Genomic DNA, 17,269 nt, shown 5'->3' with positions numbered 1-17,269 from the left:
TCAGATCCGGTACCGGCGCAGTGCCGGTACGGCGGCGGTCAGGGCCAGCATCACCACGACGACCAGTGCGCCGCCGCCCGCCACGGCGGCCCGCGGGCCGAACACCGAGCCCGCCGTGCCGTGCAGCACGTCGGCCAGGCGCGGCCCGCCCGCCACGACCACGGTGAACACGCCCTGCATCCGGCCGCGCATCTCGTCGGTCGCCGCCGACAGCAGGATCGCGCCGCGGAACACCATCGAGACCATGTCGGCGACCCCGGCCGCGGCGAGGAAGGCCAGGGCCACCCACAGATTGCCGCTCAGCCCGAAGCCGGCGACGGCCACGCCCCAGGCGACGACCGCGCCGACGACCATCCAGCCGTGCCGGCGGGCCCGGGAGAACACCCCGGAGAACAGGCCGCCGAGCACCGCGCCGACCGGGATGCCGGCGAACAGCACGCCGAGCGCGAGCCCCTCGCCGTAGGAGTGGTAGGTCTGGGCGGCCAGCTGCGGGAACAGTGCGCGGGGCATGCCGAGGACCATCGCGACGACGTCGGCGAGGAAGGACAGCAGCAGCACCTTGTGCCGGGAGATGTACTGGAACCCGGCGGCTATCTCGCGTATCCCGGCCCGGCGCGCGGCGACCTCGCCGAGCGGCGGCAGCGCGGGCAGCCGGAAGACGGCCCACACGGTCACGCACAGCGCCAGGGCGTCGATCAGGTACAGCTCGGGGAGCCCGATGACCGGGATCAGCGCACCGGCGAGCAGCGGGCCCGCCACCAGGCCGGTCTGCATCACCGTGGAGCCGAGCGCGCCCGCGGCGGGCAGCTCCTCGGCGGGGACAAGCCGGGCGATGGAGGCGTTGCGGGCGGGGGCGTTCAGCCCGAAGAACGCCTGCTGCACCGCGAGCAGCAGCATCAGTACGACGACCGAGTCCAGCCCGGTGACGGCCTGCGCCCAGAACAGCAGCGAGGTCACCGCGATGCCGGAGTTGGTGACCAGCAGCAGTTTGCGGCGGTCCACGGTGTCGGCGACCGCCCCGCCCCACAGCGCGAACACCACCATGGGCACGAGGCCGGCCAGGCTCGCGTAGCCGACCCACGCCGAGGAGTGCGTGATGTCGTAGATCTGCTTCGGCACGGCGACAGCGGTGAGCTGGCTGCCGACGGCGGTGACGATGGTCGACGTCCACAGGCGCCGGTAGGCGGGGCGGCGCAGCGGACGGGTGTCCATCGCCCAGCGGCGCCAGCCGCGCCGGGGCGGGGGCGCCGCGCCGGTCGCGTCCGGCGCGTCCGGCGCGTTCGTCGTCTTCGGCGCGGAGTCGGGTTCGGTGGTACTGCTCTCGCTTGTGTCCACGGGTGTCCAGGTGGCTCGCTGCTTGCCGGCTACATCTTTTCGCTTCGAAAGCCTAACTATCCCGGGACGCCGTGTACATGTTCAAAATGCACGCTCAGGATCCGGTCATGAGCGTGGCCCCGAGCGCCAGCATGGTGACGGCCACCAGTCCGTCCAGGACGCGCCAGGCCGCCGGACGGGCCAGGAAGCGGCCGAGCAGCCGGGCGCCGAAGCCCAGCGCGGCGAACCAGCACAGGCTGGCGCACGCGGCGCCGAGCCCGAAGGTCCAGCGCAGCGCGCCCCGGTCGGCGGCGAGGGAACCGAGCAGGAACACGGTGTCCAGGTAGACGTGCGGGTTGAGCCAGGTCATCGCGAGGCAGGTGAGCACCGCCCGGCGCCGGGAGCCGGCGGTCTCCCCCTCCGCACTCAGTCCGGCGGCGCTCGGCCTGAGCACCCGGCGGGTGGCGAGAGCGCCGTAGCAGAGCAGGAAGGCACCGCCGACGATGCCGACCGCCCGGACCGCCCCCGGCCACGCGACCACGACGGCCCCGACCCCGCCGACGCCGAGCGCGATGAGCAGCGCGTCGGACAGCGCGCAGATGCCGACCACGGCGAAGACCGCGTCCCGGCGCACCCCCTGGCGCAGGACGAAGGCGTTCTGGGCGCCGATGGCGACGATCAGGGAGAGGCCGGTGCCGAACCCGGCGGCCGCGGCGGTCAGGGCGTGGTTCATGCCGTCGACGCTAGAAAACGCGGTATCCGCAAGTCCAGCTAATGATTCTTACGTATCCTTAGCGCTCGTGATGACCGAGCTTCCCCTCGACCAGGTGCGAACCCTGCTCGCCGTGGTGGACGAGGGCACCTTCGACGCCGCCGCGGCCGCCCTGCATGTGACGCCGTCGGCGGTCAGCCAGCGGGTCAAGGCACTGGAACAGCGCACTGGCCGGGTGCTGCTGCAGCGCACCAAACCGGTGCGGGCCACCGAGTCCGGCGCGGTACTGGTGCGCTACGCCCGGCAGCTCGCGCGGCTGGAGCGGGACGCCTGGGGTGAGCTGGGGCTGAGCGGGGCCGGGGAGCCGACGCGGGTGTCGGTGGCGGTGAACGCGGACTCCCTGGCGACCTGGTTCCTGCCGGCGCTGACCCGGGTGGCGGGGCTCTGCTACGAACTGCACCGCGAGGACGAGGCCCATACGGCGGCCCTGCTGCGCGAGGGCCTGGTGATGGCGGCCGTGACCTCCGCGTCGGATCCGGTGCCGGGCTGTACCGTGCGGCTGCTCGGCCGGATGCGCTATCTGCCGGTCGCCGCACCGGAGTTCACCGGCACACACCTGAGCGGGCGACCACTGCCGGAGGCCCTGCCCCAGGCCCCGGTGGTCAACTTCGACCGCAAGGACGACTACCAGGACGCCTTCGTACGGCGGCTGGGCCGCGGCCCGGCCGGCCCGTTCCGGCACCAGGTGCCCACCTCGGAGGGGTTCCTGGACGCGGTCGCCGCGGGGCTCGGCTGGGGCATGGTGCCCGAGGTCCAGGCGCAGCCGCTGCTCGCGGCGGGCCGGCTGGCGCTGCTCGCCCCCGACGTGTGGATGGACGTCGCGCTGTACTGGCAGCAGTGGAAGCTCGACTCCCCCGCGCTCGCGGCACTGGCCGAGGCGGTGGCGGCGACGGCGGCCGAGACGCTGCGCCGCTGACGGCCGCGTCACGTTTCGTCCGTTTCGCACCGATGCGAGCTCCCTACGGAGTACGGTGGTCGGACGGTGGCGCGGCGCACGGCGGTCCCCAAGGGGTCCTGTCCGCCAACTCCGCGCCGCCGGTGCCCGGTCGGGCACGGGTGTCCGCGGTCCGGTGGCCGATCCGCCCCGTTTTCCGGCCTGTTGAGCGCTGACGGCTCGTTCTCGGTCCGTACGCGCGCCCATGACCGGATCACGGCCCTCGCGCGATCCCCTGCCGGCCGCGCCGTTTCACACCGCCCCGACCGGTCACCCGAACCCGGACCACGCATTCCCTCCGATCCAGGAGACTTCGATGGACCACTGGCGCGACTACGCCGCCTGCCGTCACGAAGATCCCGACCTCTTCTTCCCCATCGGCACCACCGGGCCCGCCCTGGTGCAGACCGAGCGGGCCAAGGCGGTGTGCGGGCACTGCCCCGTCCGGGAGCAGTGCCTGGACTGGGCGTTGGCGACGGCCCAGAGCATGGGCATCTGGGGCGGGACGACCGAGCTGGACCGGCGTGCGCTGCGCCGCCGGGCCCGCTCCCGGCCGCGCTCCCTGTGACCGGGACAGCCGCCGCGGGCCTCAGGGTCTGTCGCCGGGTGGTGCGGCGGCGGACAGCAGGGTGAACACCGCGCCCGCGCCGCGCCTGCCGATCGTGCGCCACCAAGGAGAATGTCCCGAGGGTCACGCTTCCGCCACCGGCCACGGTCTGGCCGGCGCCGGAACGCTGAACCACAGGCGCCGGCGGCCCGCCCAGGACGGTCTGGGTCCAGCCAGGCCGCGTCATCGGCCGCGGCGCGCAGGGCGACCCCGGCGGCGACCGAGACCGAGCAGCAGATCCTCCTCGGTGGTGCGGGCGGTGAGCATGACCACCGGGATGTCCGGGGCGGTGCCGCCGCGCAGCGCCGGGCACACACAGGCTGCCAGGGTCCGGGAGGAGGCCGCCCGCGCCGGAGGAGCGCGACGGCGGTGCTGCGCTGGATCATCGTGTCGGCCCTGGCCGGCACTTGTTTGGAACCGGTCAGGGTTCAGGCGCTGTTCGGCTTGCCGTTCGCGAACAGCCAGGTGTGGAACAGCCCGTCCAACCGCTTCCCCGAGATCTGCTCGGCCAGCCGCACGAACTGGGCCGTCGTACCGTGGCCGTTGCGGTGTACGGTCGGCCAGGCGTGCACGATCCGGAAGAAGTCCCCGTCCCCGACGGCCTTGCGCAGTTCGTGCAGGGCCATGGCACCCCGCTGGTAGACGGGCGCGCCGAAGATGTTCTTGCCGCTGCCCGGATCGCCCGGCGGGTAGGCCCACAGCGGGTCGCTCGCCGGGCGGGCGTAGAGCGCGTCGAAGGTCTCCTGGGCGCTGTCGCCGTCGTGCTGTTCGTCGTACAGCCACTCCGTGTAGACGGCGAAGCCCTCGTTGAGCCAGATGTCCTTCCAGGTGGTCAGTGAGACGGAGTCGCCGAACCACTGGTGGGCGTTCTCGTGGACGAGGGTGTGCAGGTCGGGTGCGGCGTCGTAGAGCGGGCGGGTCTGGGTCTCCAGGGCGTAGCCGACGTCCGGGGCGTGGTCGACGATCGAACCGGCGGAGCGGTACGGGTAGGGCCCGAACAGCTTGCTCTCCCATTCGAGGACGGACGGCAGCTGCTTCAGCACCGGAGCGGCCGCGCTCGCCTCGCGCGGGTCGACGGCGTTGTACACCTGTATGCCGTCGTCGGTGCTGTACCGCTCGACCTTGAAGTTTCCGATGGTCGCGGTGGCGAGGTAGGAGGCCATCGGCTGGCTCTCGCGCCAGCGGAAGGTCGTACGGCCGTGGGCGGTGCGCTGTCCGAGGAGAACACCGTTGGCGACGGCCGTGCTCCCCTGCGGGACGGTGATGGTGAAGTCGTACGACGCCTTGTCCTTGGGGTGGTTGTTCGCCGGGAACCAGGTCATCGCGCCCTGCGGTTCGCCCGCGACGAAGGCGCCGTCGTCGGTGGGGATCCAGCCGTCCGCGCTGCCGTCGGGGTCGGTGACCGGCTTCGGGGTGCCGTTGTAGGCGACGGCGACCCGGAAGTCCCGGCCCGTACGCAGGGTGTGGCGCGAGGTGACGACGAGTTCCTGGCCGACGCGCCGGAAGGCCGCGGGCGCGCCGTCGACAGCGACGCCGGTGACCTGCAGACCCGTGAGGTCGAGGTCGAAGCGGCTGAGGTCCTGGGTGGCGCGGGCGGTGAGCACGGCCTTGCCGTCGAGGTGCCGGGAGGAGGTCTCGTAGCGGAGTGTCAGGTCGTAGTGCCGGACGTGGTAGCCGCCGTTGCCGCTGAGCGGGAAGTAGGGGTCGCCCGCGCCGGGTGCGCCGGTCGTGTCGGCCGCCGTGGGTCCGGCGGCGCCGATGAGTGCCGCCACGGCGACGGGGACGGTGGCGAGGAGCGTCTCGCGGCGCGGGCCGACGCCACGGCGCCGGGCGGGCTGTCTGCCGGGTCGCGTCACGGGCGCTCCTCGGGAGATGGCTGGTGATCGTCTGGCCGACAGACTAGGCGCGCGGGTGTCCCGGACTCCCTCTCATTCAGGTCAAGTCTCGCCGCGTCGTCACCCGGTGGGACGGGGCGCGCCGAAGTAGGCTCACAGCACCGTCCGCCGTCCCGAGCTGGAGTGACGACCGTGAACGTGCGTGTGCGCCGGATCTACGAACCACCCGAGCCCGATGACGGCCGGCGCGTGCTGGTCGACCGGCTGTGGCCGCGCGGCATCGCCAAGGCCGAGGCGCACGTCGACGAGTGGCCCAAGGGGCTCACCCCCTCCACCGAGCTGCGCAAGTGGTACCACGGCGGCGGCTCGTACGAGGAGTTCCGCCGCCGTTACGAGGCGGAACTGGCCGCTCCCGAGGCCGCCGAACTGCTCGACGGCCTCCGGAAGGCGGCCCGCAAGGGGCCGCTGACCCTGCTCACGGCGTCGAAGACGCCCGAGCGGAGTCACGCAGAGGTGCTCGCGGAGCTGCTGAGAGGCTGACCCCCGAAGGGCCGGCCGTCAGGCCGTGTGCCGGGCCGCGTGCCGGCCCGCCGCCCGGCCCGAGAAGAGGCAGCCGCCGAGGAAGGTGCCCTCCAGCGCGTTGTAGCCGTGCACCCCGCCGCCGCCGAAGCCGGCCACCTCGCCCGCCGCGTACAGCCCGTCGATCGGCGTGCCGTCGGCGGCGAGGGCCCGGGAGTCGAGGTCGGTCTGGATGCCGCCGAGGGTCTTGCGGGTCAGCACATGCAGCCGGACGCCGATCAGGGGGCCCGCCGCCGGGTCGAGGATGCGATGCGGGGTGGCGACCCGGCCGAGCCGGTCGCCGATGTAGCGGCGGGCGTTGTGGATGCCCTGGATCTGGGAGTCCTTGCTGTAGGGGTTGGCGAGCTGCAGGTCGCGGGCCTCGATCTGGCGGCGCACCTCGGCCGCGTCCAGCAGTGGTTTGTCGGTCAGCGCGTTCATCTTGCCGACCAGCTGCTCCAGGTTGCCGGCGGTCACGAAGTCCGCGCCCTTGTCGACGAAGGCCCGCACCGGTGCGGGCGCGCCCTTGCCGAGCAGCCGGTCGCGCAGGACGGCCCCCCGGTCCTTGGCGGTGATGTCCGGGTTCTGCTCGGAGCCGGAGAGCGCGAACTCCTTCTCGATGATCTTCCGGGTGAGGATGAACCAGGAATGGTCGTAGTCCGCGATGTCCTCGGTGGTGCGCAGGTACTGGAGGGTGCTGAGGGTGTCGTATCCCGGCAGGCAGGGGTCGGGAAGGCGGCGGCCGAGGGCGTCCAGCCAGATGGAGGACGGGCCGGGCAGGATGCGGATGCCGTGGCCGGGCCAGATCGGGTCCCAGTTCTGCAGGCCCTCGGTGTAGTGCCACATGCGGTCCCGGTTGACCAGCCGGACGCCCGCCTCGGCACTGATGTCGAGCATCCGGCCGTCGACGTAGGCCGGGACGCCGGTGACCATCTCGGCGGGCGGGGTGCCGAGCCGCGCGGGCCAGTAGCGGCGGACGATGTCGTGGTTCGCGCCGATGCCGCCGGTGGTGACGACGACCGCCTGGGCGGTGAGGGCGAAATCGCCGACGCGGTCGCGGTTGGAGGCGACGCCGCGCGGCGAGCTGTCCTCGGCCAGCACGGTGCCGCGCACCCCGCGCGCCGCGCCGTCCTCCACGACCAGCTCGTCGACCCGGTGGCGGTGGTGGAAGGTGAGCAGTCCGTCGCGGGCGGCCTGGCGGGCGTGGCGCACGAAGGGTTCGACCACGCCGGTGCCGGTGCCCCAGGCGATGTGGAAGCGGGGTACGGAGTTGCCGTGCCCGCCCGCCCTCAGGTCGCCGCGCTCGGCCCAGCCGACGGTCGGCAGCAGCTCGATGCCGTGGCTGCGGAGCCAGGACCGCTTCTCGCCGGCTGCGAACTCGACATAGGCGCGGGCCCAGCGCACGGCCCAGGAGTCCTCGTCGTCGAGCCGGTCGAACCGGGCGCTGCCCCGCCAGTCGTTCCAGGCGAGGTCGAAGGAGTCCTTGATGCCGAGGCGGCGCTGCTCCGGGGAGCCGACGAGGAAGAGCCCGCCGAAGGACCAGTACGCCTGTCCGCCGAGGTTGGCGGCGTTCTCCTGGTCGACCAGGGCCACCCGGCGGCCCCGGCTGGTGAGTTCGTGCGCCGCGACCAGGCCGGCGAGGCCCGCTCCGACGACGATGACGTCCGCGTCCATCGTGACTGTGTCCTTCCTGACGGTCCTCATGCCTGACGGTCCACCTGCGGGTGGTACGGGGTCCTGCGCCCCTGCACGGGTCGTGCAGGGGTGTGCGGGGTCATGCGGGGCTGCGGCTGCCGTCCGTGAGCAGGGCGGTGAGCAGCCGGCCCAGCCAGGCCCGGGCGGCCTCGACGTCCTTGTCCAGCAGCAGCTGGACGGTGACGCCGTCGTACGCGGCGACCACGGCGTGCGCGGCGCCTTCCGCGTCGCCGAGCACGGCGGGCAGTTCGGTGTGGCCGCGGGCCCGGCGCAGCCGGTCGGCGATCGCCTCCCGGAGCCGGGCGCGATGGCCAAGGAGGGCCCGGGCCACTTCCGGGTCGCGGGCGGCGTGCACCAGGAAGTCGGTCTTGACCAGCAGCCAGTCCACGTCGAGGAGCAGCACCTCGGTGACCCGGTCCACGGAGGCCGGCACGTCGAGTCCGGGGCGGTCCTGGGCGAGGGCCTCGGCCACCTGGGAGGCGATGAGGTCGGCGCGCTCCTGGTAGAGCGCGAAGAACAGCTCGTCCAGCGTGGCGAAGTTCGAGTAGAACGCGCCGCGGCTGAAACCGGCCGCTTCGCAGACCTCCTCGATCGACACGCGTCCGAAGCCCCTGGCCGCGAACACCTCGAACGCGGCCTCCAGCAGCCTGGCCCGGGTGGCGGCCCGGCGCCGGGTGACGCGCTTGGGGGTGTCTTCCACCGCCGCACCTCCCCTTTGGATACGCAAATGTATCCGATACATCGATGTATCGAAACCCTTCGCATGCTATGGGAACACATTTTCGATTGCGGAGTACTCTGGACCCATGTCCACGCACCTCCAGGCCTCCCTGTTCGACCAGACCGACGAGCTGCGCCTCGGCCCGCTCGACGGGCTGCGCCGGACCGAGCTGGGCGCCGGAGCCTGGATCGACGTGCTGCCGGACTGGCTGAGCGGGGCCGACGCCCTGTTCGAGCAGCTGGCAGCGGACGTGCCGTGGCGCGCCGAGCGCCGCAAGATGTACGACAACGTGGTGGCCGTACCGCGCCTGCTGGCCTTCTACGGGGCGCGGGACCCGCTCCCCCACCCGCTGCTGGACGAGGCGCGCGCGGCCCTGTCCCGGCACTACGCCGCGGAGCTGGGCGAGCCGTTCACGACCGCCGGTCTGTGCTTCTACCGTGACGGCCGGGACAGCGTGGCCTGGCACGGGGACCGGATCGGCCGGGGCGCCCGTGAGGACACGATGGTCGCGATCCTCTCCGTCGGCGCGCCCCGGGACCTGCTGCTGCGTCCGGCCGGCGGAGGCGGCACGACGGTGCGGCGGCCGCTCGGGCACGGCGACCTGATCGTGATGGGCGGCTCCTGCCAGCGCACCTGGGAGCACTGCGTACCGAAGACCGCGCGAGCCGCGGGGCCGCGCATCAGCATCCAGTTCCGGCCGCACGGCGTACGCTGACGCGCCCGATCCCCCGGCGTCCTCGCGTCCGGTCACCCCCTGGTGCGAGGCGTCCGCACATCTGGTTGGCTGTCCCCGACGGCCAGCCGCACAGCGCTCGGGGAGATCATGCGGGCAGAGGTACACCAAGTCGCCGACGGCACCTTTCTGGTGCACGGCCACCACGTCAACTGGGTGATCCTCAAGGAGGGCGACGCGGTCACGCTCGTGGACACCGGCTACCCCGGGGACCGGGAGGGAGTCCTGGAGTCCCTGGCCGCGGTGGGCAGTTCGCCGGAGGCGGTCGCCGCCGTACTGATCACCCACGCCCACAACGACCATCTGGGCTCGGCCGAGTACCTGCGCGCCACCCACGGCACCCCCGTCTATCTGCACCCGGCCGAAGTGCCGCACGCGCGGCGGGAGTTCCTGCAGCAGGCCACCATCGGCGACGTGGTGCGCAACGCCTGGCGGCCCGGGGTCGTGTCATGGGCGCGACACGTCCTCCAGGTCGGCGGCACCGACCACAACCCGGTCACCGCGCCCGAGCCGTTCCCGGGCGAGGGCCCGCTGGACCTGCCCGGCCGCCCGGTGCCCGTGCACACCCCCGGTCACACGGACGGACACTGCGTCTACCACCTCCCCGAGGCCGGCCTCGTGATCTCCGGCGACGCGCTGGTCAGCGGGCACGCGACCTCGCGCATCCAGGGACCGCAGATCCTGCCCGACTTCTTCCACCACGAGCGCGCCCGGGTCGTGGACTCGCTGGCGCTGATCGGCGCGCTCGACGGCGACACCCTGCTGCCGGGACACGGGCCGGTCCACCGGGGTTCGGTGCGCGCGGCGGCCGACCGGGCCCGGGAACGGGCCTCCTAGAACACCCGAGCGGGGCCTTAGGGTTCGTGCCATGGCCTTGCAGATCAGTGCCACGAACCCGGAGCATCCCGCGCTCCTGCTCGCCCTTCCCTGGGACGTGCCCCTGGAGCAGTGGCCGCAGGAGTACCTCGTGCCGCTTCCGCGGGGCATCTCGCGGCATGTCGTGCGGTACGCGCACGCCGGTGACGAGGTGATCGCCGTCAAGGAGCTGGCCGAGCGGCCGGCGCTGCGCGAGTACGGGCTGCTGCGCGACCTGGACCGGCTCGGCATCCCCGCCGTCGACCCGCTCGCGGTCGTCACCGGCCGCACCGACGGCGCGGGCGCCCCGCTGGAGCCGGTGCTGATCACCCGGCATCTGCGCGGCTCGATGCCGTACCGCTCGATGTTCGAGACCACCATGCGCCCGGCGACCATGCACCGGCTGATGGACGCCCTGGCCGTGCTGCTGGTCCGGCTCCACCTCGCCGGGTTCGCCTGGGGCGACTGCTCGCTGTCCAACACCCTCTTCCGGCGGGACGCGGGCGCCTACGCCGCCTATCTGGTCGACGCCGAGACCGGAGAACTGCATCCCCGGCTGAGCCCCGGGCAGCGGGAGTACGACCTGGATCTGGCCCGGGTCAACATCAGCGGCGAACTGCTGGACCTGGAGGCGTCCGGCGCGCTGCACCCGTCCGTCGATCCAGTGGAGTTCGGGCACGAGATCTGCACCCGGTACCAGGGGCTGTGGCAGGAGCTGACCCGTACCTCGGTGTACCCGGCGGGCAAGTACCACTACATCGAGCGCCGGATCCGTCGCCTGAACGAACTCGGCTTCGACGTCGCCGAGATGCAGATCGAGCACTCCTCCACCGGCGACACGGTCACCTTCGTGCCGAAGGTCGTCGACGCCGGCCACCACCAGCGCCAGCTGCTGCGGCTGACCGGCCTGGACACCGAGGAGAACCAGGCGCGGCGGCTGCTCGGCGACCTGGAGAGCTGGATGGCCACCCAGGAGGACTACGCGCCCGGCGATCCCCTCGCCGCCCGTCCGGAGGTGCTCGCCCACCGCTGGGTGCGGGACGTGTTCCGGCCGACCGTGCGGGCCGTGCCGCCCGAGCTGCGCGGCGCCATGGACCCGGCCGAGATCTACCACCAGCTCCTCGAACACCGCTGGTACCTGTCCGAACACGCACAGCACGACATGGGCCTCGACACCGCCGTCAAGGACTACATCGCGCACGTCCTGCCCGAGGCGCGGGCCGCCCTGGGGCCGGTCGACGCCGAGTGACTCAGGCGTGCGGGACCACGGCCACCGGGCAGTCGGCGTGGTGCAGCACCCCGTGCGCGACCGAGCCGATCCGGCCGCCCACGGCGCTGCGGTGCGCCCGGCGGCCGACGACCATGAGCTGGGCCCGGCCGGCCATCGACAGCAGTACCTGGCCCGCGCTGCCCATCTCGACGTGCTCGGCCACGGGCACGCCGGGGAACCGCTCCCGCCACGGCCGCAGCGCCTCGGCCAGCGCCTCCCGCTCGTACGGCTCCAGACCACCGGCGTCGTCCAGCAGTCCGAGCGAGCCGGGGCTGTAGGCGAAGACCGGTGGCAGCGTCCACGCCCGTACGGCCCGGACGGTGGCGCCCCGGGCCGCCGCCGTCTCGAAGGCGAACCGCAGCGTGGCCGCGCTGTCCTCGGGGTCGCCGTGCTGGCCGACGACGACGTCCCGCCCGGCCGCCTCCGCCGCCGGCTGGTCCCCGGCGCGCACCAGGACCACCGGCCGGGCCGCCTCGGCGATCACCTGCTGTCCGACCGAGCCGACCAGGAAGCCGATGACGGGCCCGTGCCCGCGCGAGCCCAGCACCAGCATTTCGGCCTCCGCCGCCGCGCGGGCCAGCGCGTGCGCGGGCTCGCCCTCGACCAGGTCGACGCTCACCGCCAGCCCCGGGTGCCGTTCGCAGACCGTGCGCACGGCCTCCCGCACGCCCTCCGCCACCCATCCGTGCTGGGTGTCCCGGTCGGCGGTGGCGAGCGAGGCGGCGTAGCGCCAGGCGTGCAGCACGCGCACCGGCAGCCCGCGCCGAACGGCCTCCCGGCCGGCCCAGTCCAGCGCGGCGAGGCTCTCCTCCGTGCCGTCCACCCCTGCCGTGATCGGACGTGTCATGCGTGGGCCTCCTCGTCGTCGCGGCGTGTCTCGCGGGAACGATCATCTCGCGGTCGCGCCACGACCGCAGAAACACAGGCGCCGGGCCTGATCAGGGGGCTCGCGACGTATCCGGAGCGAAGCCGGGCGATCGAACATACGATGGCTGCGAACCGGTGCGGTGGTCTCCACGGCACCGGCCCGTGGAACCAGACGCTCGGGGTGGGAGACGTATGGCACAGGCCGCCGATACAGCGCGGACCGTCATCCTGACCGTGGACGACGACCCCGGGGTCTCCCGCGCCGTCGCCCGCGATCTGCGGCGGCGCTACGGCGAGTCGTACCGCATCGTGCGCGCGGAGTCCGGGGAGTCCGCGCTGCAGGCGCTGCGCGAGCTGAAGCTGCGCGGCGACCTCGTGGCGGTCATCCTGGCCGACTTCCGGATGCCGCAGATGAACGGCATCGAGTTCCTGGAACAGGCACTGGACGTCTATCCGGGGGCGCGCCGGGTGCTGCTCACCGCGTACGCGGACACCAACGCGGCGATCGACGCGATCAACGTGGTCGATCTGGACCACTATCTGCTCAAGCCCTGGGACCCCCCGGAGGAGAAGCTCTACCCGGTCCTGGACGACCTGCTGGAGGCCTGGCGCACCAGCGCCTACCGGCCCGTGCCCAGCACGAAGGTCGTCGGGCACCGCTGGTCGGCGCGGTCGTCGGACGTGCGCGAGTTCCTGGCCCGCAACCAGGTGCCGTACCGCTGGTACTCGGTGGAGGAGCCCGAGGGGCAGCGGCTGCTGGCGGCCGCCGGGCAGGACGGGCAGCGGCTGCCGCTGGTGATCACCCCGGACGGCAGCACGCTGGTCGAGCCGGAGGCACCCGAGCTGGCGGCGCGGGTGGGCCTGGCGACAACGCCGACGGCGGACTTCTACGACCTCATCGTGATCGGCGGCGGGCCGGCCGGGCTCGGCGCGGCCGTGTACGGGGCCTCCGAAGGGCTGCGGACCGTGCTCGTGGAGCGGTCGGCGACCGGCGGGCAGGCCGGGCAGAGCTCCCGGATCGAGAACTATCTGGGCTTTCCCGACGGGGTCTCCGGCGCCCAGCTCACCGACCGGGCGCGGCGGCAGGCGGCCAAGTTCGGCGCGGAGATCCTGACCGCCCGTGAGGTGACGGGACTCGAGGTCAACGGCGCCGCCCGGGTCGTGCGGTTCGCGGACGGCTCGGCGATCGCCGCGCACAGCGTGATCCTCGCGACCGGCGTGCAGTACCGGCAGCTGGAGGCCGCGGGCTGCACCGATCTGACCGGCTGCGGGGTGTTCTACGGCTCGGCGCTGACCGAGGCGGCGGCCTGCCAGGGACAGGACATCTACATCGTGGGCGGCGCCAACTCGGCGGGCCAGGCTGCGATGTATCTGTCCCGGGGCGCGAAGTCGGTGACGCTGCTGGTGCGCGGCGCCGACCTGTCGGCCTCGATGTCGCACTACCTGATCCAGCAGATCAACGAGGCGCCGAACATCTCGGTGCGCCCGCACACGGTGGTGGACGCGGCGCACGGCGCGGACCGCCTGGAGCAGCTGACGCTGCGTCACACAGTGAGCGGGGACAGCGAACGGGTCGAGGCGCACTGGATGTTCGTGTTCATCGGTGCCGCTCCGCTGACCGACTGGCTGGGCGATGCGGTGCTGCGCGACGAGCGCGGGTTCATCCTCGCCGGGCCCGACCTGACCGCCGACGGGCGGCCGCCGGCCGGTTGGGAGCTGGACCGGCCGCCGTACCACCTGGAGACCAGCGTTCCCGGCGTGTTCGTGGCGGGTGACGCACGCGCCGAGTCCGCGAAGCGCGTCGCGTCCGCCGTCGGCGAGGGAGCGATGGCCGTGATGCTCGTCCACCGGTATCTGGAGCAGTCATGAGCGGTCGGATCGTGCCGTGCAGCCCCAAGGAGATCGGCGCGCTGTTCCTCTTCGAGAAGCTGAGCCCCGAGCAGCTCGGGCGGTTGTGCACGGAAGGCCGGGTGGAGCTGTTCCAGCCCGGCCCGGTGTACACCGAGGGCGCGCCCGCCACCTGCTTCTTCGTGATGATCGAGGGCACGGTCGTGCTCTCCCGCCGGGTCGCCGGTGACGACGTGGAGGTCACCCGCACCTCGCAGCCCGGTGTGTACGCGGGCGCGATGCAGGCCTACCTCGGCGACCGGGTGCGGCAGGTCTACAACAACTCGATGCGGGTGACCGAGCCGACGCGGTTCTTCGTGCTGCCGGCGGACATCTTCGCGGAGGTCATGACCGAGTGGTTCCCGATGGCCGTGCATCTGCTGGAGGGCCTGTTCTTCGGGGCGAAGAACACCCAGGCGACGATCGGGCAGCGGGAGCGGCTGCTGGCGCTGGGCTCGCTGTCGGCGGGGCTGACGCACGAGCTGAACAACCCCGCCGCGGCGGCCGTACGGGCCACGGCCACGCTCCGCGAACGGGTCGCGAAGATGCGGCACAAGCTCGCCGTCATCACCGAAGGCCCCTTCTCCCGCGACCAGTTGGCGAGCCTGATCGAGATCCAGGAGCGCACCGCCGAGCGGGTCGCCAAGGCCCCGGTGCTCAGTCCTCTGGAGGCCGCCGACCGGGAGGACCTGCTCACCGACTGGCTGGAGGACCACGGGATCGACTACGGCTGGCAGGCGGCGCCCACCTTCGTGCAGGCCGGGCTGGACGTCGACTGGCTGGAGCAGGTCGCGGCGGCCGTCGACGAGGAGATCCTGGTCAACGCGGTCGCCTGGCTCAACTACACCATCGAGACCGAGCTGTTGATGAACGAGATCGAGGACTCCACCACCCGTATCTCGCATCTCGTCGACGCGGCCAAGCAGTACTCGCAGCTGGACCGGGCGCCCTACCGGGCGGTGGACGTGCACGAACTCCTCGACAGCACCCTGCTGATGCTGTCCGGCAAGATCGGCGCCGGGATCGAGGTCGTCAAGGAGTACGACCGCACGCTCCCGCCGGTGCCCGCCTATCCGGCGGAGCTGAACCAGGTGTGGACCAACCTGATCGACAACGCGGTCTCGGCCATCAACAGCGCGGGGGGCACGGGTACGTTGACCGTGCGGACCGGACTCGACCACGAGCGGCTGCTGGTGGAGTTCCGGGACACCGGGACCGGCATCCCGCCCGAGATCAAGGACCGGATCTTCGACCCGTTCTTCACCACGAAGCCGGTCGGCGAGGGCACCGGGCTCGGCCTGGACATCTCCTGGCGGATCGTCGTCAACAAGCACCACGGCACCCTGCGGGTGGAGTCGGTGCCCGGCGACACCCGCTTCCAGGTGCTGCTGCCCCTGACCGCCGACCCGTCCGAGTCGCCCGAGGAGCAAGCGGAGGAAGCGGAGGAAGCCGTATGAGAATCGTCGAGGGCTTCGATGTGAACGTCCCGCCCAGCGGCACCGGGTGTGTGGAGTGCGAGGAGGCGGGCGGCTGGTGGTTCCATCTGCGTCGCTGCGCGCAATGCGGGCACATCGGCTGCTGCGACGACTCCCCCGCCAAGCATGCCACCGCCCACTACCAGGCCACGGGGCACCCGGTGATCCGGAGCTTCGAGCCGGGCGAGGACTGGTTCTGGAACTACGCGACCGACGAGCTGTACCCCACCGGCCCCGAACTGGCCCCACCCGCCAGCCACCCCGCGGACCAGCCGGTCCCGGGCCCGGCGGGGCGGGTGCCGGAGAACTGGGCCGAGACGCTGCGCTGAGCCGGGGCGAGGTGAAGGGGCCGGCCCGGGTCAGCGCGCGCAGTTCAGGCGGTCCGGGTCGACGGCGTCGGCCAGGGCCCGCATCCCCCGGTCGTCGGGGTGCAGATGGTCGCCGCTGTCGAAGTACGGCAGGATCCGCTCAGGGTCCCGCGGGCTGCGCAGGACGCGGTCGAAGTCGGTGACGGCGTCGAAGTCCCGGCTGCCGCGCAGGAGTCGGTTGACGTCCTGGCGTACCGACTCGGCGGCCGGATCCCATTCGGGCCAGCCCTTGAACGGCCCGAGCGTCGCGACGACCACGCACTTCCCGGCGCTGTGCACCCGCCGGGCGATCTCCCGGTATCCGGCGATCAGGTCGGCCGCGGTGACGCCGGTGTGCGCCTTGACGTCGTTCACGCCCTCGAAGAGGAACACCGTGCGCAGCCCGGGCTGGGACAGGACGTCGCGGTCCAGCCGGTCGAGGGCGCTCGGCCCGGCGTCGTCCGCGAGGACCTGGTTGCCCGAGACTCCTGCGTCGGCGACGCCTTCGACGTCCGTGCGGGCGGTGTGCAGGCGCCGGGCGAGGTAGTCGGGCCAGCGGCGGTTCAGGCCGGGGGTGGACCGCCGGCCGTCGGTGAGGGAGTCGCCGAGCGCCACGACGGCCCCGGTGGCCGCGCGGGAGGGCCGTACGGACGCGGCGTCCAGGTACCACCAGGAGCCTGTCGTCCGGCCCCAGTTGCGGGCGCTCTCCTCAGCGGTGTGGTCGCCCGGGCCGGTGTACGACGTCTGCATCGCGAGCAAGTGGCCGCTGGCCGGGCCGGCCGCGTCGGGGGTGTGCAGGCTGACGGCCAGGTCGGTGCCGGCCGGCCAGGTGCCGGGCAGCGGGTCGCTCCAGGCGACGGCGCCCACGGGCACGGTGACCGTGCGGGCGCCGCCGAAGGTGAGCCGCCGGTTGCTGCCGGGGCGCAGTGCGGCGCCCCGGTCGCGCAGGCCGGCGTAGCCGCTGTCCAGAGTGAGCGGCCGGTCGCCGAAGGCGTTGGTGACGCGGACGCGCAGGGCGGTGCCGCCGACGCTGGTGTGCACGATCAGCCGGTAGCTCCGGTCGGCGGCGCCCTCGCCCAGGAGGTCGGCGCTGGCCGCCCAGGTGACGACGCCGGAGACCCGTTCCGCGGACGCGGGCAGGGCGTCCGCCCCGGCGGCCGGGGGCTGGCAGGCCACAGTCGTGAGCAGGGCGGCGGCGATGCGGCAGCCGCGTCCGGTGCGGCCGGTCACCGGGCGGGGTCCCGGAACGTGACGGACCCGCCCGGTCGCCTGTGGACCGTCCGGGACACACCTGCGTACTCCACGCAGGACATGTTCCCGCCAACGCGGCGGCTGCGCACCTCGGTAGGGATTTCCGCCGCTGTACCGGGACATGCGGATGCCCCGCGCGAGGCGGGGC

The 17,269-nt window shown here is 73.0% G+C and carries 16 protein-coding genes; 9 read left to right on the top strand and 7 right to left on the bottom strand.

Translation table 11 applies throughout. From position 1 onward, the window contains the following. Together AB5L52_RS41010 and AB5L52_RS41005 are read right to left on the bottom strand one after the other, a co-directional pair. The gene (locus AB5L52_RS41010) at window positions 1–1,335 is read right to left on the bottom strand and encodes an MFS transporter (protein WP_351033143.1); all 1,335 of its coding nucleotides are present in this window, start codon (window positions 1,333–1,335) and stop codon (window positions 1–3) included. 94 nt (window positions 1,336–1,429) lie between these two features. Next, on the bottom strand, window positions 1,430–2,047 hold the full coding sequence (locus AB5L52_RS41005; protein ID WP_351033144.1) for a LysE/ArgO family amino acid transporter: 618 nt from the start codon (window positions 2,045–2,047) through the stop codon (window positions 1,430–1,432). Window positions 2,048–2,114: 67 nt separating this feature from the next. Between AB5L52_RS41005 and AB5L52_RS41000 the strand changes: the two genes are divergently transcribed. Both AB5L52_RS41000 and AB5L52_RS40995 read left to right on the top strand, forming a co-directional pair. Then, window positions 2,115–3,002: a LysR family transcriptional regulator ArgP gene (locus tag AB5L52_RS41000; RefSeq protein WP_369368258.1), complete on the top strand. Its 888-nt coding sequence runs from the start codon at window positions 2,115–2,117 to the stop codon at window positions 3,000–3,002. Window positions 3,003–3,336: 334 nt separating this feature from the next. After that, entirely contained in the window at window positions 3,337–3,588 is a 252-nt protein-coding gene (locus AB5L52_RS40995) for a WhiB family transcriptional regulator (RefSeq protein WP_369368257.1), read from the top strand. A gap of 467 nt (window positions 3,589–4,055) precedes the next feature. Here the strand turns inward: AB5L52_RS40995 and AB5L52_RS40990 are convergent, their stop codons facing one another. Continuing rightward, window positions 4,056–5,483, bottom strand: a complete 1,428-nt coding sequence (locus AB5L52_RS40990) for a M1 family metallopeptidase (RefSeq protein ID WP_369368256.1) — start codon at window positions 5,481–5,483, stop codon at window positions 4,056–4,058. Window positions 5,484–5,654: 171 nt separating this feature from the next. On the opposite strand from AB5L52_RS40990, the gene AB5L52_RS40985 reads away from it, so the two are divergent. Then, the gene (locus AB5L52_RS40985; protein ID WP_369368255.1) at window positions 5,655–6,002 is read left to right on the top strand and encodes a DUF488 domain-containing protein; all 348 of its coding nucleotides are present in this window, start codon (window positions 5,655–5,657) and stop codon (window positions 6,000–6,002) included. 18 nt (window positions 6,003–6,020) lie between these two features. Here the strand turns inward: AB5L52_RS40985 and AB5L52_RS40980 are convergent, their stop codons facing one another. After that, the gene (locus AB5L52_RS40980; protein ID WP_369369051.1) at window positions 6,021–7,694 is read right to left on the bottom strand and encodes an FAD-binding dehydrogenase; all 1,674 of its coding nucleotides are present in this window, start codon (window positions 7,692–7,694) and stop codon (window positions 6,021–6,023) included. Window positions 7,695–7,794: 100 nt separating this feature from the next. Continuing rightward, a complete protein-coding gene (locus tag AB5L52_RS40975) occupies window positions 7,795–8,457 on the bottom strand; it encodes a TetR/AcrR family transcriptional regulator (RefSeq protein WP_369368254.1) in 663 nt (220 codons plus the stop codon). A 64-nt stretch (window positions 8,458–8,521) separates the two neighbouring features. Here AB5L52_RS40975 and AB5L52_RS40970 point away from each other — a divergent pair, with 64 nt between their 5' ends. The 3 genes from AB5L52_RS40970 to AB5L52_RS40960 all read left to right on the top strand — a co-directional run bounded on the left by AB5L52_RS40970 (window position 8,522) and on the right by AB5L52_RS40960 (window position 11,273). Then, on the top strand, window positions 8,522–9,151 hold the full coding sequence (locus AB5L52_RS40970) for an alpha-ketoglutarate-dependent dioxygenase AlkB (RefSeq protein WP_351033158.1): 630 nt from the start codon (window positions 8,522–8,524) through the stop codon (window positions 9,149–9,151). Window positions 9,152–9,259: 108 nt separating this feature from the next. Next, the gene (locus AB5L52_RS40965) at window positions 9,260–10,006 is read left to right on the top strand and encodes an MBL fold metallo-hydrolase (protein WP_351033159.1); all 747 of its coding nucleotides are present in this window, start codon (window positions 9,260–9,262) and stop codon (window positions 10,004–10,006) included. Between the two features lie 31 nt (window positions 10,007–10,037). Beyond that, window positions 10,038–11,273 (top strand): DUF4032 domain-containing protein, encoded by a 1,236-nt coding sequence (locus tag AB5L52_RS40960; protein WP_369368253.1) that lies wholly within the window; start codon window positions 10,038–10,040, stop codon window positions 11,271–11,273. Between the two features lies 1 nt (window position 11,274). Here AB5L52_RS40960 and AB5L52_RS40955 read toward each other — a convergent pair whose 3' ends face one another. After that, window positions 11,275–12,141, bottom strand: coding sequence for a universal stress protein (locus tag AB5L52_RS40955; protein WP_351562248.1), 867 nt, complete (start codon window positions 12,139–12,141; stop codon window positions 11,275–11,277). Between the two features lie 212 nt (window positions 12,142–12,353). Between AB5L52_RS40955 and AB5L52_RS40950 the strand changes: the two genes are divergently transcribed. From AB5L52_RS40950 to AB5L52_RS40940, 3 genes are read left to right on the top strand one after another with little or no spacing between them, the layout of a single operon-like run. Beyond that, on the top strand, window positions 12,354–14,030 hold the full coding sequence (locus AB5L52_RS40950; protein WP_369368252.1) for an FAD-dependent oxidoreductase: 1,677 nt from the start codon (window positions 12,354–12,356) through the stop codon (window positions 14,028–14,030). After that, the gene (locus AB5L52_RS40945) at window positions 14,027–15,505 is read left to right on the top strand and encodes an ATP-binding protein (RefSeq protein WP_351562254.1); all 1,479 of its coding nucleotides are present in this window, start codon (window positions 14,027–14,029) and stop codon (window positions 15,503–15,505) included. Before AB5L52_RS40950 ends, AB5L52_RS40945 begins: the two co-directional genes overlap by 4 nt. After that, on the top strand, window positions 15,502–15,852 hold the full coding sequence (locus AB5L52_RS40940) for a UBP-type zinc finger domain-containing protein (protein ID WP_351031470.1): 351 nt from the start codon (window positions 15,502–15,504) through the stop codon (window positions 15,850–15,852). The genes AB5L52_RS40945 and AB5L52_RS40940 overlap by 4 nt, the downstream gene beginning before the upstream one ends. Window positions 15,853–15,882: 30 nt before the next feature. Here AB5L52_RS40940 and AB5L52_RS40935 read toward each other — a convergent pair whose 3' ends face one another. Further along, window positions 15,883–17,100, bottom strand: a complete 1,218-nt coding sequence (locus AB5L52_RS40935) for an SGNH/GDSL hydrolase family protein (protein WP_369368251.1) — start codon at window positions 17,098–17,100, stop codon at window positions 15,883–15,885. Window positions 17,101–17,269 lie beyond the last annotated feature (169 nt).

It is taken from the genome of Streptomyces sp. CG4 (assembly GCF_041080655.1).
In the GTDB taxonomy this organism is placed as follows: Bacteria; Actinomycetota; Actinomycetes; order Streptomycetales; family Streptomycetaceae; genus Streptomyces.
Note: the sequence above shows the minus strand (reverse complement) of the source record. Positions and strands in the feature narration are given on the sequence as shown.